The sequence below is a fragment of the Paractinoplanes maris genome (genome assembly GCF_023544465.1).
Taxonomy (GTDB): Bacteria; Actinomycetota; Actinomycetes; order Mycobacteriales; family Micromonosporaceae; genus Actinoplanes; species Actinoplanes maris.
Genome location: NZ_JALPVL010000011.1, coordinates 124038 through 138614 on the forward strand (window position 1 = coordinate 124038; position 14577 = coordinate 138614).

The following is a 14577-nucleotide window of genomic DNA, read 5'->3' on the forward strand; positions in this document are numbered from 1 at the left end:
GTCGTATTGGGAAGGTGAGCGTTGATGGTGATTCTGGACCTGCGCGATGTCACGGCCGGCTCGTCCGAGCGGGTCGGCGGCAAGGCGGCCGGCCTCGGCGAGCTGATCCGGGCCGGCGAGCGGGTGCCGGCCGGGTTCTGCGTCCCGGCCGATGTCCGCGAGTTGCCACGAGACGAGATCCTTTCGGCGTACGAGGAACTCGGCCGGCCGCCGGTGGCGGTTCGATCGAGTGCCACCGTCGAGGACGCGCCCGGCGCGAGCTACGCCGGCATGTTCGACACCGTCCTCGACGTCCAGGGCCCCGATGCCCTGCTCGCCGCGATAGAGCAGTGCCGCGCGTCAGTGGCCAACGCCCGCGCGCTGGCCTACCGGGGCGACGGCCCACCGCGCGACGACATCCGGATGGGCGTCGTCGTGCAGCGCATGGTCGAGGCCGAGCGGGCCGGGGTGTTGTTCACGGCGAATCCGGTGAGTGGCTGCCGCACCGAGATGCTGGTGGAGTCGGCCGAGGGCAACGGGTCCGCAGTGGTCGACGGCCAGGCCGGCGTGGACCGCCGCGTCGTGGGGCCCGACGATCCGCTGCGCGCGGTGGGCGAGCGGTTGCAGGCCCACTTCGGCGCGCCGCAAGACGTCGAGTGGGCCGTCGACGAGCACGGCGAGCTGTGGATTCTGCAGTCCCGGCCGATCACGACGCTCTTCCCGGCGCCCCCGGCGAGCGACGGCCCGCCGCGGGTTTACCTGGAGTTCGGGCACGTGCAGGGGATGCTCCAGCCGGTGACGCCGATGGGCATGGATACGCTCAAGGAGCTGATCAAGGCGATGCTCGCGCCGCTCGGGCTGCGGGTGGCGATCGTCGACATCGGCGGGCGGCTCTACGGCGACCTGACCGACCTCGTCCGCGATCCGGTGGCCCGGCGGCGGCTGGTCCCGCTGATGGCCGTCGACTTCGGTCCGCGTGCGCAGGCGGTCATGCGTCACGTTCTCGACGACCCACGGTTCGCGCCGCAGCAGGCGCCGAAGCGGAAGCGCGAGGGCGGCCTGCCTCCGGTCGGGCGGGCGCTTCGGGGCGTTGCCGGCGCGCTGGCCCGGCCCGACCGCGCCCGGGCCCGGCTCCAGGACGCCGTCGAGCGCCTCCGCCGGGAGTCCGCCGCCGATGCGGACCGCCACCTGACGACGGCGGACCGACTGAGGCTCGTCCGCGACCACGACCAGACCGACGGCCCCGACGCGATCGTCTGGCCCATCGTGGCCGGCATGCTGGCCAGTGCCGTGCCGCCCCGGCTGCTGTCGGGCATCGCTGAGCCGGCCGAGATCCACGCCGTGCTCGGCGGCATGCCGCACAACGTGACGATCGAGATGGATCTCGCCCTGTGGCAGCTCGCCCGTGACGCCAAGGACCCGGCCGACGTCGATCTGGAGGGCTTCCTCCAGGCGTATGGGCATCGGGCGGCGGGCGAGGTCGATCTGGGCGTGCCGCGCTGGTCGGAGGACCCGGCGCCGGTGCGCGCGGCACTGGCCAACCTGATCCGGGTCACCGACCCGGAGCAGGCGCCCGACCGGCGCTTCGCCCGCGCCGCCGAGCAGGCCGAGGTCACCCTGCGGAAACTAGGCTTGCGGGTCCGGCGTCGTCGTCCCGTTCGCGGGCGGCTGGCGATGTTCCTGCTGGGCCGGGCCCGGCGGCTGGCCGGGTTGCGCGAGGCGGGCAAGTTCGCCGGTCTCTACCGACTGGCCCAGATGCGCCGCCACCTGCTGGCCGTGGGCGCCGACCTGACCGGGGCCGGCCTCCTCGATCAGCCCGGCGACATCATGTTCCTGACGCTCGACGAGGTCGACGGTCTGCTGAATTCGTCGGTCACCGGTCACCGCCGGTTGATCGCCGACCGCCGAGCCGAGTACGAGCGCGAGTCACGCCGCCGGTCGGTGCCGGTGGCGCTGCTCTCCGACGGCACCGACATCGAAGCCGTCCTGCCGGCCGCGCACGAGCCCGGGGCGTTGCGCGGCGTGGGCGCGTCGGCCGGCCGGGCCACGGGGCCGGTGCGGGTTGTGCACGATCCCGCCACCGCCCACCTCGAGCCGGGCGAGGTGCTGGTCACCGCGACGACCGATCCGGGCTGGACGCCGCTGTTCCTCACGGCGGCGGCGCTCGTGACCGAGACCGGGGCCGTGATGGCGCACGGACCCACAGTGGCCCGGGAGTACGGCATCCCGGCCGTCATCTGCGTCCCGGGTGCCACCCAGCACCTTCGCACCGGCCAGATCGTCACCGTCGACGCCGCCGCCGGCACGGTCACCGTCGTCGACGGTGCTGTCTCTGCCGTGGGTGGCACCGGTCTGGTGGGGGAGGGGCGGTCATGAGTCTGTGGCGTCGCGCCGTGGCGGCTGAGGCGGCCACGTGGCGCAATCTGGTCCTGTGGGTGACCCGGCGGCCCGTCGATCTGCACGGGGGCAGGGCATTCGGCTATCTGGGAGTGGTCAGGCCGATCCTGGGGGTCTTCCTCGGGGTGTCGATCGTGGAGATCCCGATCCTCGACCTGGTCATCAAGCACGTGATCCCGTGGGGGCCGGCCCGTCTGATCATGCTGGCGCTCAGCGTGTGGGGGCTGTTGTGGATGCTGGGTTTCCTCGGCGGGCTGATCAGGCACCCCCACCTGGTCGTCGCCGAGGGGCTGCGCATCCGGATGGGGCCGGGAATCGACTTCACCGTGCCGTGGTCGGACATCGCGTCGGTCGGCAAGCGCTACCGGTCGATGCCCTCCAGCAAGTCGGTGCAATACGAGGACGGCGCGCTGCACATCGCGGTCGGCAGCCAGACCAGCATCGACGTGCGGCTGCGGCGGCCGATCGTGTTCGAGGTGCCCCGGGGCACGGGTGACGCCGTCGATGAGGTACGCCTGTATGCCGACGACTCGGACGGTCTGGTTCGGGCCGCCCGGGACCACCTCGAGGCGTACGCGGAGTAACGGCATGCCCAAGAAGGTCGACCATGACGAACGCCGGCGCCTGATCGCCGACGCGTTGATGCGGGTCGCCGCCGAGCAGGGGCTGGAAGCGGTCAGCCTCCGGCACGTGGCCACTGCCGCCGGAGTCTCGGCCGGGATGGTGCAGCACTACTTCCGCACCAAGGACGAGATGATGACGTTCGCACTGAGCGCGGTGCGGGAGCGCAGCGAGGCCCGGGTGCGCACCGCGGTGGAATCGCTCGGCGCCGACCCGCCGCCTCGGCAACTGCTGCGCGCGATGATCGCCGCGCTGCTGCCGCTGGGCGAGGCGGCGCGTGAGGAGGGGCGAGTGGCGCTGGCCTTCCTCGCCTATACCGCCGTGCGACCGGCGACCGCGGCCGAGCTGCGCCCGAGCACAGCCGAATTTGTCCACTTCATCGCGAGCCAGTTGCCCAGCGGCGAGTCCCGCGAGGCGGCCGGCCTGCTGGCCTTGATGGAGGGCCTCGGCGTCTATGTGCTGGGCGGCCAGTATGGGCCCGACCAGGCCTTGGAGGCTCTCGACGCCCAGCTCGACCTGCTCTTCGACGCCGGGTCGGCGGCGCGCCGCACCCGACCGGGCTGGGAATACCGCGACGGCCTGGCCGGCGAATCCTCCGAGGCACTCGAGGAGGCCGACACGGCAGAGACAGTGTGACCGGGTTGCACTGGGGCCAAGTCGGCAGTCGGGTGCGAGCGGAGGCCGGCCTCGGAGGTCTCTGCCCGGGGCGGCGCGACCGGGGGCGTCACCCCGGACCACGACCCGGGCAGCCCGGCACCAGGTCGCCCGGGATGGAGCCGTGCAGGGCCAGGCGGGTGGGTCAGTGTTTGATGGCTCGGGTGAAGCGGGTGCGGTAGACCGAGGCGCTCAGGCCGTAGTGGGACTTGAAGCGGCGGGCGAAGTAGTTCTGGTCGGGCCAGCCGACTGACTCGCCGATGCGGTTGATGGGCTGGTCGGTGTGCAGGAGGCGGGCGGCGGCCAGTTCGACGCGGTGGCGGGAAAGATAGGCCATCGGGGGCAGGCCGGTGGCTGACTTGAAGAGGCGGACCAGGTAGCCCGGGGCCAGGTGAAGCTCGGCGGCCAGCTCGGTCAGGGTCCACTGGTGGGCGGGGCGGTCCTCCATCATGCGCATGGCGTCCAACACGGCGGAGTGGGTGCCGGCGGAGCCGCCGGAGATCTGGTCGGTCTCGGCCACCACGCGGGCCAGGCCGCTGAGGAACAGCATCAAGCGGCCGATCAGGTCGCCGCGGTAGTCGCCGGGTGGTTGGGTGCGGAGTTTCTGCAAGCCGTCCAGGTGTTCGAGGCAGCCGGTGAGGGCGTCGTCGTGCAGGTGGGTGTAGAGGATGCCCCGGCGCTGGCCGGAATACGGGCCCGTCCACAGGAGGTGGCCCAGCTGCGGGTCCTGCCTGGTCCAGGCCAGCTCGCGTTGCAGCAACTCGGTGGAGAAGCAGCAGTTGTAGAGGTCGAGGCGCCGGCAGTGCTCGTAGCCGTGCCAGACCCCGGGGCGCAGCAGGATCGCGTCGCCGACCTGTAGCTCCTGCCGGCCGGCCAGGCTGTGGTGGACGCCGGAGCCCGACATGACCACGGCGATCTCCACAAAGCTGTGCGTGTGCACGGGATGCGTGTCCTCGTGCAGGTAGTGACCGGCGTAGGCCACCGACCCGTCGATGAAGTGCAGCAGCGTCCGGGTGTTCTCGACCGGGGGATCTTCGGTCATGCCCCACCGTAGGCCCCAGGTGAATTTCGTGCTACCTCCGGTTCATCTCGGGCTATGTCGTGGGCCACACCGAAACGCAGGATCGGGGGCACGGCGAAACCTTCTCGCCACGAAAAAGAAACATTGAGATCGGCTCTCTGTCGCGCTGGTTCTTGAATCGTTTCAGCGGCAGTTGGCCATACGTAGCGCCCGCACAGGAGTGACATGCCGGACATCGCGCCACCCACCTCCCTCCGCTTCGAGCACCACCCCGCCCCGGTGCTCGGTCTCGGCACCGCGACGCCTCGCCTCTCCTGGCAGGTGCCGGCCGCCCCCGCCGACTACACCCAGACCCGCTACCAGATCGAGATCACCCGCGCCGGCGAGACCGAGGCGTTCGAGGTGGCTTCGGGGGAGCAGGTGCTGGTGCCCTGGCCGGGGGTTCCGCTGGGGTCGCGGGAAGCGGTCAGTGTGCGGGTCCGGGTCGGGGATGACGCGCGCTGGAGCGAGTGGAGTGAGCCGGCCGGTGCCGAGGCCGGGTTGCTGGACGCCGGGGACTGGAGCGCGCGGTTCGTGAGCGCCGCCGAGATCGGGGGCTGGGGGAGTCCGTCGCCGATTCTCACCGGGACCGTCGAGCTTCCTCCGGGGGTCACGCGGGCGCGGCTCTACGCCACGGCACACGGGCTCTACGAGGCTCGGCTCAACGGGGAGCGGGTCGGCGACGAGCAGCTCACGCCGGGCTGGACCGCCTATCAGCACCGGTTGCGCTATCAGTCGTACGACGTGACCGGGCTGGTCGGCGCGGGTGTCAACCGGCTCGAAGTGCAGCTCGGCAACGGCTGGTTCCGGGGTTACCTCGGCTTCCGCAACCAGCACAGCCTCTACGGCGACCGGCTCGCGCTGCTCGCCCAGCTCGAGGTCGAGACGGCCGACGGGCAGGTGCACACGCTGGCCACCGACGGTTCCTGGACGGCCCGCGAGGGCACCGTCATCGAGGACGACCTCTACAACGGCCAGCGCACCGACCTGCGCCGCGAGCTCGGTCCCGAGTCGCCGGTCGACGTGCTCGACGCCGACCTCGGGCTGCTGGTCGCCCCGGAAGGGCCGCCGGTCCGGGTGACCGAGGTGCTGCCCGCGGTCGAGGTGTTCACGTCGCCGTCGGGCCGGACGTTGGTCGACTTCGGGCAGAACCTGGTCGGCTGGGTCCGGCTCACCGTGCGCGGCGCCCGGGACGGCCGGCAGGTCGTGATCCGGCACGCCGAGGTGCTCGAGGACGGTGAGCTCGGCGTCCGGCCGTTGCGCAGCGCCCGGGCCACCGACGAGTGGATCCTCTCCGAGAGCGATGAGGTCGTGCTCGAGCCGGGCCTGACCTTCCATGGATTCCGGTACGCCGAGGTGAGCGGCGTCGAGAATCTCCACATGCGAGACATCGAGGCTGTCGTCGTGGGCTCCGACCTGCGCCGCACGGGGTGGTTCGAGTCGTCGCACACGTTGCTCGACCGGTTCCACGAGAATGTGGTCTGGGGGATGCGCGGCAACTTCGTCGACGTCCCGACCGACTGCCCGCAGCGCGACGAGCGGCTCGGCTGGACCGGTGACATCCAGGTCTTCTCGCCCACCGCCTCGTTCCTGTTCGACACGGCCGGCTTCCTCGGCAACTGGCTGGCCGACCTGGCTGCCGAACAGCAGAAGGACGGCTCCGTCCCGCACGTCGTGCCGGATGTGATCCGCCAGCCCGGCCCGGCCGCCGCGGCCTGGGGTGACGCCGCCGCGATCGTGCCCTGGGTGGTCTATCAGCGCACCGGCGACGCCGGCCTGCTCAAGCGCCGGCTGCCCAGCATGCGCGCCTGGGTCGACCGGATCGCCGGGCTGGCCGGGCCCGGCTTCCTGTGGGCGGGCGGCTTCCAGTTCGGTGACTGGCTCGACCCGGCCGCCCCGCCCGCCGACCCGTTCCGGGCCAAGGCCGACCCGGACGTCGTCGCCACCGCCCACCTGGCCCGCTCGGCCGAGGTTGTCGCCCTGGCCGCCCGGGCGATCGGCGACGGTGAGGTGGCCCGCCACTACGGCGAGCTGGCCCAACGGGTCCGGGCCGCGTTCGCCCGCGAGTACGTCACCGACGGCGGCCGCGTGCTCAGCGACGCCCCGACCGCCTACGCGCTGGCCCTGCAGTGGGCGCTGCTGCCCACCGAGGAGCAGCGCCGGAACGCGGGGGAGCGGCTCGCCGACCTCGTCCGCTCGTCCGGGTTCCGGATCAGCACCGGGTTCGTCGGCACGCCGCTGATGACCGACGCGCTGGCCGACTCGGGCCGGCCCGAGCTCGCGTACCGGTTGCTGCTGCAGACCGGGATGCCGAGCTGGCTCTACCCGGTGACGATGGGCGCCACCACGATCTGGGAGCGCTGGGACAGCATGCTCCCCGACGGCTCGATCAACCCGGGCGAGATGACCTCGTTCAACCACTACGCGCTCGGGGCGGTCGCCGACTGGCTGCACCGCCGCGTGGCCGGCCTGGCCCCCGGCGAACCCGGTTACCGCCGGATCGACGTGCGGCCCCTGCCCGACCGGCAGCTCACCCATGCTGCCGCCAGACACCTCACCCCGTACGGGGAAGCCTCGGTCTCCTGGAAGCGGGACGGCGGGGAGCTGCGCCTCGCGGTGGTGGTGCCGGTCGGCGCGACTGCCACGGTGCACCTGCCCGGGCAGGACACGCCGGTCGACGTACGCCATGGCTCGCACGACTGGGTGGTCGAGGACCCGTACGCGGACGAGGCCGCCCTGCCCGCCGAGCCGACCATCCGGCAGCTCATGGACCACGCACCCAGCTGGGAGAAGCTTCTCGCCGTGGCCCGCGAAGCGGGTGTCGCGGCCGGCGAGGCCGACCTGGCCGACCGGCTCGTGCGCTACCTGGACGCGCCCGCCACCGACTTCGCCGACGCCGCCACCGCGCACGGCTTCATCCCCGGCGGTGACCAGCTCGCCGCCCGCCTGACCTCGCTTCTCTCCTCCTCTTCCGACAGATAAGGGAGTTCCTCCATGACAAGACGCCACCTAGCGCTCGCCGTGTTGTCCGCCGCCACCCTGGCCCTCGGCGCGTGCAGCGCCGGTGACCTCGGCAGCAGCGACGACGAAAGCGGCGGCGGCAAGGTCACGCTGTCGTTCCTGACGGACAACCAGCCGGAGACGGTCAAGATGGCGGAGGGGCTGGCCAAGGACTTCACCGCCAAGAATCCCGACATCACGGTCAACGTCGAGACCCGGCCGCAGGGCACCGAGGGCGACAACATCGTCAAGACCCGGCTCTCGACCGGCGACATGACCGACATGTTCATGTACAACTCGGGGTCGCTGATGCAGGCCCTGGCGCCGCAGAAGAACCTGGCCCCGGTGGACGACTTCGCCGGCCAGCTCGACGAGAACTTCAAGAAGGCGGTCGGCTCGGACGGCAAGATCTACGGTGTGCCCTTCGGTAACTACATGGCCGGCGCGATCCTCTACAACAAGGAGGTGTACGACAAGAACGGGCTCACGGTGCCGACCACCTGGGACGAGTTCCAGGCCAACAACGCCAAGCTGAAGGCGGCCGGGGTCGACCCGGTCATCCAGACCTACGGCGAGACCTGGACCTCCCAGCTGTTCATCCTCGGCGACTACCACAACGTCGAGGCGGCCAGCCCGGGCTGGGCCGATCAATACACCAAGAACCAGGCCAAGTACGCCACCACGCCCGCCGCCAAGGCCGGCTTCGACCACCTGCAGCAGGTGCACGACGCGGGCTACGTCAACAAGGACTTCGCCTCGGCCAAGCTCACCGACGGTCTCAACAAGCTGGCCAAGGGTCAGGGCGCGCAGTACCCGATCCTGTCGGCCATGGTCAGTCAGCTGATCGCCGACAACCCGGGCAGCGAGAACAAGATCGGCCTGTTCGCCATCCCCGGCACCGACACCGCCAAGAACGGCCTGACCGTGTGGGCCCCGAACGGCCTCTACATCCCGTCCAGCACCAGCGGTGACAAGCTCGCGGCGGCCAAGAAGTTCCTCGGCTTCGTGGCCAGCCCCGACGGTTGCGCCTCGATGGGCAAGTCGACCACCCCGACCGGGCCCTACGCGGTCACCGGCTGCAAGCTGCCCGACTCGGTGCCGCAGGCGGTCAAGGACATGCAGACCTACATCGACAAGCAGGGTGCCTCCAGCCTGGCCCTGGAATTCCTCTCCCCGGTCAAGGGCCCGGCCCTCGAGCAGATCTGCGTCGAGGTCGGCTCCGGCATCCGCAAGGCCGACGCCGCCGCCAAGCTCTACGACGAGGACGTGAAGAAGCAGGCTCAGCAGCTGGGACTCGAAGGTTGGTAACGGTGGAGGCCCGGCCGCGCACCAGCGTGGCCGGGCCGGCCCCCGCCGCCGGGCGTAAGAAGAGCCCGTACCCCTCCTGGTTCTACCTGCCGGCCGCCATCGTGTACGCGGTGCTCTTCCTGGTGCCGACCGTGACCTCGTTCTACTTCAGCCTGACCCGCTGGAGCATCTTCGACTCCCAGTTCATCGGGTTCGACAACTACGTCACGTTCTTCCGGGAGCCGGCGCTGGTCTCCGGGCTGTGGCACACCGTGCTCTACGCGGTGATCACCTCGGGGCTCAAGGTGCTGCTCGGCCTGGGCCTGGCGGTGCTGCTCACCTCGCAGATCATCGGCCGCGGTTACCTGCGCTCGGTGGTGTTCTTCCCGGTCCTGGTCAGCACGATCGGGGTCGGCCTGACCTTCACGATCCTCCTCGACCCCGAGGAGGGGCTGGTCAACGAGTCGCTGGCGCTGATCGGCGTCCAGGGGCCGGGCTGGCTCACCGACCCCAGCTTCGCGCTGATGTCGGTCGCCCTGGTCGACGTGTGGAAGGGCGTCGGCCTGGCCACGTTGATCTACATCGCCGGCATCGTGTCCATCCCGCAGGAGTATTTCGAGGCGGCCCGCGTCGACGGCGCCACCGCCTGGCAGAACTTCGTGAAGATCGTGCTGCCGCTGGCTCGGCCGGCGACCTTCACGGTCATCCTGCTGTCGCTGATCGGCGGGCTGCGTTCGTTCGACCTGATCTGGGCGATGACCCGCGGTGGTCCCGGCTTCACCTCCGACGTGATCGCGTCGGTGATCTACAAGCAGTACCAGGCCGGTTTCTACGGCCTGTCGACGGCCGGCAACGTGGTGCTGTTCCTGCTGGTGACGGCGATCATCTTCCCGCTGTCGCGGTATCTGAACTCCAAGGAGGTGGACCTGTGACCGCCGCTGCCGGGGTGAACCGGAGACCGCGTAAGAACCTTGTGCTCAGCGTGGTGGCGATCCTGCTGTCGGTCGTGGTCTTCCTGGTGCCGTTCGCCTTCATCCTGCTGACCGCGGTGAAGAGCCGGCAGGAGGCCTCGCGGCTGGACTTCTCGTGGCCCACGCAGTTCCAGTTCGTGCAGAACTTCGTGGACGTGGTGCAGGCCCGCGACTACATGCTGATCATCGCCTTCATCAACAGCACGATCCTCACCGTGGCCTCGGTGGCCATCCTGGTGGTGCTGTCGGCAATGGTGGCCTTTGTGCTGCAGCGCCGCCGCACCCGGTGGACCGGCCTGGTCAACTTCCTGGTCCTGTCCGGTCTGATCATCCCGCCGGCCGTCGTGCCGACCATCTGGGTGCTGCAGAAGCTCGGGCTCTTCCGGACGATGCCCGGGCTCATCCTGATCGAGGTCGCGTTCGGCCTGTCGTTCTGCATCCTGCTGTTCCGGGCGTTCATCGCCACGATCCCGCGCGAACTCGACGAGGCGGCGATCATCGACGGGGCCGGGCCGATGCGGCTGTTCTTCCGGGTCATCCTCCCGCTCCTGCGGTCGGTCATCATCACCGTCGTCGTGGTGCAGTCGGTGACGGTCTTCAACGACTTCGTCAACCCGCTGTACTTCCTGCCGGGCGACCAGAACGCCACGGTCCAGCTGACCCTCTACAACTTCTCGAGCGCCTATTCGACCCAGTACAACCTGCTCTTCATGGACATCCTGCTGATCACGATCCCGCCGCTGATCATGTTCCTGTTCTTCAACAAGCGCATCGTCGCCGGCATGACGGCGGGCGCGGTCAAGGGGTAGGGGAGAGACTGGGGGTCGCGCCGTTGCCTCGGCGCGACCCCCTCGTTCCGCCCCGCCGGAGGTCGACATGCTGGTATCCCGTCTCCACGCCGCCGGTGACGTCCGGCTCCACGACGAGCCCGATCCGACCGGCGAGGGCACTCTCGTGGAGGTGACCTCGGTCGGCATCTGCGGGTCGGATCTGCACTGGTTCACCGAGGGCGGCATCGGCGACGCGGTCCCGGCGAAACCGCTCGTGCTCGGTCACGAGATGGCCGGGGTGATCCGCGGCGGGGCCGACGACGGCGTACGGGTGGCCATCGACCCGGCGATCCCGTGCCACCACTGCGAGCCGTGCCTCGACGGCTACCCCAACCTCTGCCTGAACATCGTCTTCGCCGGGCACGGAGCGACCGACGGCGGGCTGCGCCAGTTCATGAGCTGGCCGGCCGACCGGCTGCACCGGCTGCCCGACGCGGTGTCCGACGACGACGGTGCCATGCTCGAGCCGCTGGGGGTGGCGCTGCACGCCTACGACCATGCCCATGTGCGGCTGGCGTCCACGGTGGCCGTCGTCGGGTGCGGGCCGATCGGGCTCCTGCTGATCCAGCTGGCGCTGCGCGGCGGCGCCACCCAGGTGCTCGCGGCCGAGCCGCTGCCGCACCGGATGGCGGTCGCGGCCCGCCTCGGCGCGGTGCCGATCGAGGCGGAGGCCGCCGCCGACGTGGTCTTCGAGGTCTCCGGCTCACCCGCGGCGGTCGAGGCGGCCCTGCGGGTGGCCAAGCCGGGCGCCCGGGTCGTGCTGGTCGGCATCCCCGACGGCGACACCACCACGTTCAGCGCGTCGATCGCCCGCCGCAAGGGATTGACACTGGTCCTGGCCCGCCGGATGGGCGAGGTCTATCCCCGGGCGATCGCGCTGGCCGCACAGAAGCTCGTCGATCTGGGGTCGCTGGTGTCCGACACCTTCCCGCTCACCGCGGTGTCCGACGCCCTCGGGACGGCGGCCGCCCGGACGGGTCTGAAAGTGGTCGTCCACCCCAACGGTTAATCCATTGTCCGCGGGCGGGGCGGACCTTACCGTAGAGATCACCAACTGGTCGGGGTTCAGGAGAAACGGATGCTCTGTCTGATGTCGTGCGGTGGCCTGGCTGCCGTGCGCCCCGACCACATATCCGGGTGACGCCGTGGGCGCTTCCCGGAATTCTGCAGGGAGGTGACCCGGTGAGTGATGTGCTGGTGCTGAACGCCGATCTGGGGCCGCTGCACCGGGTGAGCCTGCGGCACGCCGTGCGGATGCTGGTGCGGCAGGTGGCCGAGGTGCACGAGGCCCGCCCCGACGGCCTGATCGGGGTCTGGCCGGTCCCGACGGTGGTCCGCCTCGTCTCGTACGTCGTCACCCGCTGGCGCCACAGCCGGGGCCCGTCGTGGTCCCGCGCCGGCGTGCTGGCCCGCGACGGCAAGCGCTGCGCCTACTGCGGCCGGGCGGCCACGACCATCGACCACGTGCTGCCCCGCTCGCGAGGCGGCGCCAACAGCTGGCTCAACACGGTCGCCGCGTGCTACCCGTGCAACCAGCGCAAGGGCAGCCGCACCCCGGCCGAGGCCCGGATGCCCCTGCGCGCTCTGCCGGTGACTCCTACCTGGACGTCGTTCGCGGTTCACCGCTCCTGACGGACGGGGCCGGGGTCGCTCGCCTGACCGGGGGTGTCACACCCCCGTGTCATGCTCGGGCGATGGTCGTCGACTTCGAGAGCGAACTGTGGTTGTGGGCCGCGCGCAAGACGGAGAGCTGGACGTTCGTCAGCCTGCCGGTCGAGGCGTCCGACGAGATCCGGGACCGCACCGAGGGGCTGCGCCGCGGCTTCGGCTCGGTGCGGGTCAAGGCCTCGGTCGGCGCCAGCCACTGGCGGACGTCCATCTTCCCGGGCGGTGACGGCGTCTACGTCCTGCCGATCAAGCGGGCCATCCGCACGGCGCAGGGTCTCGAGGTCGGCGACGTCGCGACGGTCTCCGTCGAGCTGATCGATGTGTAGCCCCGGCGCGCGCTGGCGCTGCGCGCCGGGGCTCATCTTCCGGGGCGCGCCCGTCCGGAGCCGGGGGACAACGGACGGACGGCCCCAGCCTCGGGGGTCCTACCAGCCACGGCGCTTCTTGTAGTGGCCGTGGTGCTTGTAATGACCGTGGTGCTTGTAGTGGCCGTGATGGCCATACGTCGGCGGCGGACCGTAGGCGCCGTAGCCGCCGGGGTGGTGCCCCTGGTGGCCCCGTTTCTGCAGCTTCGACGCGATCAGCGACATCAGCAACCTCTTGACGGAACCGCTCACTGTGGCCTCCTCGACTGGTGACTACCACGGTAGGTGGTCAAGTCCAGTACTCGCTGTGACCCGACTGGCGGTTTCCTGAGACTCGGAGCTACTCCACGCGGTATCGGTCGACCAGGCCGGCGAGGATGTCACGCGTACGGTGGAGGTCCTCGATCTGCCGGGTCACCCGATCGAGTTCCGAGGTCAGCCGCTCGGCCAGCCACGGCGTGCGGATCGCCTCGTTGCTGATGCACGGGAGCACGTCGGTGATGGTCGCGCTGGTGAGCCCGGCCGACAGCAACGCCTGAATCAACGAGACCCGCTCGACGGCCGAGTCGGGATAGTGCCGCTGGCCGCCGCCGCTGCGCGAGCTCGACAGCAGGCCCTGCTCCTCGTAATAGCGCAGTGACCGGGCACTGGCACCGGTCGCCGCGGACAGGTCACCGATCCGCATTCCTACAACGTGCTTGACCCTCACATCGGTGTCAAGTTTTACCGTGTCCACATGACCACCACCACCGCGCTCGTCGAACCGGCCACCCTGGCCGGTCTGCCGCTGACCAGCCCGTTCGTCATGGCCCCGATGACCCGCGAGCGCTCGCCGCACGGCGTGCCGGCGCCGGAGGTCGCCGCCTACTACCGCCGCCGCGCCGAGAACGGCGTGGGCCTGATCATCACCGAGGGCGTGCTCGTCGACCATCCCAGCGCCGGCCACCAGCGCGACGTGCCGCGGCTCACCGAGGGCGCGGCCGAGGCCGGCTGGCGGCACGTGACGAGCGAGGTCCACGCCGCCGGCGGCCGGATCGCCGCCCAGCTGTGGCACCTCGGCAGTCAGCGCGAGCCGGCCGTCTGGACACCGCAGACCATGTCCGGCGGCGACTTCGACACCCTCCTGCGGGCCTACGCCGAGGCGGCCCGCGTCGCCGTCCGGGCCGGCTTCGACGCGGTCGAGGTGCACGCCGCCCATGGCTACCTGCTCGACGAGTTCCTGTGGCCGGTGACCAACCCGACCGGGCGCCACCGGGACCTCCCGGCCGAGGTGGTCCGGGCCGTCCGCGCCGAGATCCCGGCCGGCCTGCCGCTGATCGTCCGGTTCTCCCAGTTCAAGGAACGCGACTACAGCGCCCGCATCGCCGATACGCCGGCCGAGCTCGGCACGATCCTGAACGGCTTCCGCGAGGCGGGGGCCGACGTGCTGCACGCCTCGCAGCGCCGGTTCTGGGAGCCGGCGTTCCCGGGCAGCGACCGTAACCTGGCCGGCTGGGCCAAGCACCTGACCGGCCTCCCGTCGATCACTGTCGGCTCGATCGGGCTGACCCGCGACTTCGCCGGCTCCGACCGGATGCGCGAGCTCCTCGACCGGCGGGCGCGGGGCGAGTACGACCTGATGGCGCTCGGCCGGGTGCTGCTCGGCAACCCGGCCTGGGTGCGGCTGGCCGAGGCGGGCCGGCTCGACGAGATCCGCGACTACGACAAGGCGGATGAGGAGCATTACGCCTGATTCCCAGCGGGGC

General features: G+C 70.8%; 14 protein-coding genes. 11 read left to right on the forward strand and 3 right to left on the reverse strand.

Annotated elements, in window-relative coordinates:
- Positions 1–24: 24 nt before the first annotated feature.
- Genes NAG42_RS29980 through NAG42_RS29990 form a run of 3 tightly spaced genes read left to right on the forward strand, consistent with a single transcriptional unit; the run spans position 25 to position 3633 of the window.
- Positions 25–2355: a PEP/pyruvate-binding domain-containing protein gene (locus tag NAG42_RS29980; protein WP_250035232.1), complete on the forward strand. Its 2331-nt coding sequence runs from the start codon at positions 25–27 to the stop codon at positions 2353–2355.
- Entirely contained in the window at positions 2352–2960 is a 609-nt protein-coding gene (locus tag NAG42_RS29985; protein WP_250035233.1) for a hypothetical protein, read from the forward strand. Before NAG42_RS29980 ends, NAG42_RS29985 begins: the two co-directional genes overlap by 4 nt.
- Positions 2961–2964: 4 nt before the next feature.
- Positions 2965–3633 carry a TetR/AcrR family transcriptional regulator gene (locus NAG42_RS29990; RefSeq protein WP_250035234.1) on the forward strand — a complete coding sequence of 223 codons (669 nt, stop codon included), beginning with the start codon at positions 2965–2967 and terminating at the stop codon, positions 3631–3633.
- A 163-nt stretch (positions 3634–3796) separates the two neighbouring features.
- Here the strand turns inward: NAG42_RS29990 and NAG42_RS29995 are convergent, their stop codons facing one another.
- Complete coding sequence (locus NAG42_RS29995; RefSeq protein WP_250035235.1) at positions 3797–4693, reverse strand: helix-turn-helix transcriptional regulator; 897 nt, start codon at positions 4691–4693, stop codon at positions 3797–3799.
- A 204-nt stretch (positions 4694–4897) separates the two neighbouring features.
- Here NAG42_RS29995 and NAG42_RS30000 point away from each other — a divergent pair, with 204 nt between their 5' ends.
- From NAG42_RS30000 to NAG42_RS30030, 7 genes are all read left to right on the forward strand, one after another.
- On the forward strand, positions 4898–7693 hold the full coding sequence (locus NAG42_RS30000) for a family 78 glycoside hydrolase catalytic domain (protein ID WP_250035236.1): 2796 nt from the start codon (positions 4898–4900) through the stop codon (positions 7691–7693).
- Between the two features lie 12 nt (positions 7694–7705).
- Complete coding sequence (locus NAG42_RS30005) at positions 7706–9019, forward strand: ABC transporter substrate-binding protein (protein ID WP_250035237.1); 1314 nt, start codon at positions 7706–7708, stop codon at positions 9017–9019.
- 2 nt (positions 9020–9021) lie between these two features.
- Positions 9022–9930 (forward strand): carbohydrate ABC transporter permease, encoded by a 909-nt coding sequence (locus NAG42_RS30010; protein ID WP_250035238.1) that lies wholly within the window; start codon positions 9022–9024, stop codon positions 9928–9930.
- A complete protein-coding gene (locus NAG42_RS30015) occupies positions 9927–10778 on the forward strand; it encodes a carbohydrate ABC transporter permease (RefSeq protein WP_250035239.1) in 852 nt (283 codons plus the stop codon). The genes NAG42_RS30010 and NAG42_RS30015 overlap by 4 nt, the downstream gene beginning before the upstream one ends.
- A 67-nt stretch (positions 10779–10845) precedes the next feature.
- Positions 10846–11808, forward strand: a complete 963-nt coding sequence (locus NAG42_RS30020) for a zinc-dependent alcohol dehydrogenase (protein ID WP_250035240.1) — start codon at positions 10846–10848, stop codon at positions 11806–11808.
- Between the two features lie 173 nt (positions 11809–11981).
- Positions 11982–12431, forward strand: coding sequence for an HNH endonuclease (locus tag NAG42_RS30025; RefSeq protein WP_250035241.1), 450 nt, complete (start codon positions 11982–11984; stop codon positions 12429–12431).
- 62 nt (positions 12432–12493) lie between these two features.
- Complete coding sequence (locus NAG42_RS30030; RefSeq protein ID WP_250035242.1) at positions 12494–12793, forward strand: DUF1905 domain-containing protein; 300 nt, start codon at positions 12494–12496, stop codon at positions 12791–12793.
- 99 nt (positions 12794–12892) lie between these two features.
- Here the strand turns inward: NAG42_RS30030 and NAG42_RS30035 are convergent, their stop codons facing one another.
- The gene (locus NAG42_RS30035; protein WP_250035243.1) at positions 12893–13084 is read right to left on the reverse strand and encodes a hypothetical protein; all 192 of its coding nucleotides are present in this window, start codon (positions 13082–13084) and stop codon (positions 12893–12895) included.
- 88 nt (positions 13085–13172) lie between these two features.
- Positions 13173–13517: a MerR family transcriptional regulator gene (locus NAG42_RS30040; protein WP_250035245.1), complete on the reverse strand. Its 345-nt coding sequence runs from the start codon at positions 13515–13517 to the stop codon at positions 13173–13175.
- 51 nt (positions 13518–13568) lie between these two features.
- On the opposite strand from NAG42_RS30040, the gene NAG42_RS30045 reads away from it, so the two are divergent.
- Positions 13569–14564, forward strand: a complete 996-nt coding sequence (locus NAG42_RS30045; RefSeq protein ID WP_250035246.1) for an oxidoreductase — start codon at positions 13569–13571, stop codon at positions 14562–14564.
- The last annotated feature ends 13 nt before the right edge of the window (positions 14565–14577 follow it).

Excerpts from the sequence above, each read along its gene's own strand:
- NAG42_RS29980 (WP_250035232.1), top strand. The coding sequence starts at position 25 with ATGGTGATTCTGGACCTGCGCGATGTCACGGCCGGCTCGTCCGAGCGG.
- NAG42_RS29985 (WP_250035233.1), top strand. The coding sequence starts at position 2,352 with ATGAGTCTGTGGCGTCGCGCCGTGGCGGCTGAGGCGGCCACGTGGCGC.
- NAG42_RS29990 (WP_250035234.1), top strand. The coding sequence starts at position 2,965 with ATGCCCAAGAAGGTCGACCATGACGAACGCCGGCGCCTGATCGCCGAC.
- NAG42_RS29995 (WP_250035235.1), bottom strand. The coding sequence starts at position 4,693 with ATGACCGAAGATCCCCCGGTCGAGAACACCCGGACGCTGCTGCACTTC.
- NAG42_RS30000 (WP_250035236.1), top strand. The coding sequence starts at position 4,898 with ATGCCGGACATCGCGCCACCCACCTCCCTCCGCTTCGAGCACCACCCC.
- NAG42_RS30005 (WP_250035237.1), top strand. The coding sequence starts at position 7,706 with ATGACAAGACGCCACCTAGCGCTCGCCGTGTTGTCCGCCGCCACCCTG.
- NAG42_RS30020 (WP_250035240.1), top strand. The coding sequence starts at position 10,846 with ATGCTGGTATCCCGTCTCCACGCCGCCGGTGACGTCCGGCTCCACGAC.
- NAG42_RS30030 (WP_250035242.1), top strand. The coding sequence starts at position 12,494 with ATGGTCGTCGACTTCGAGAGCGAACTGTGGTTGTGGGCCGCGCGCAAG.
- NAG42_RS30040 (WP_250035245.1), bottom strand. The coding sequence starts at position 13,517 with ATGCGGATCGGTGACCTGTCCGCGGCGACCGGTGCCAGTGCCCGGTCA.
- NAG42_RS30045 (WP_250035246.1), top strand. The coding sequence starts at position 13,569 with ATGACCACCACCACCGCGCTCGTCGAACCGGCCACCCTGGCCGGTCTG.